Raw genomic sequence first — 208 nt, 5'->3', positions numbered from 1 at the left:
TTTATGGTGCCATCATCACTACGTTGTTCAACTTTTACTTCAGGTGCATCATTTTCAGAACGCGCTTTTAATTTTTCACGCAATGCTTTATTTATGTTGGTCATTTGGTCGAAATCTTCACAAGCAAAATGATAAATCCACTTCATAACTTGTTCTGTTCGTAATGGCTTTTCACCCATTTCAGTGTAGAAATCACGCATACCTTGAA

At 36.1% G+C, this 208-nt stretch carries 1 pseudogene; it reads right to left on the bottom strand.

Features of this window, described 5'->3' with window-relative positions:
* Positions 1–200: pseudogene (locus V6256_RS16255) on the bottom strand (bifunctional tRNA (adenosine(37)-C2)-methyltransferase TrmG/ribosomal RNA large subunit methyltransferase RlmN); the annotation flags it as partial.
* Between the last annotated feature and the right edge of the window lie 8 nt (positions 201–208).

The organism is Psychromonas aquatilis, assembly GCF_038155185.1.
Taxonomy (GTDB): Bacteria; Pseudomonadota; Gammaproteobacteria; order Enterobacterales; family Psychromonadaceae; genus Psychromonas; species Psychromonas aquatilis.
This window is presented reverse-complemented; position numbering and strand designations above follow the sequence as displayed.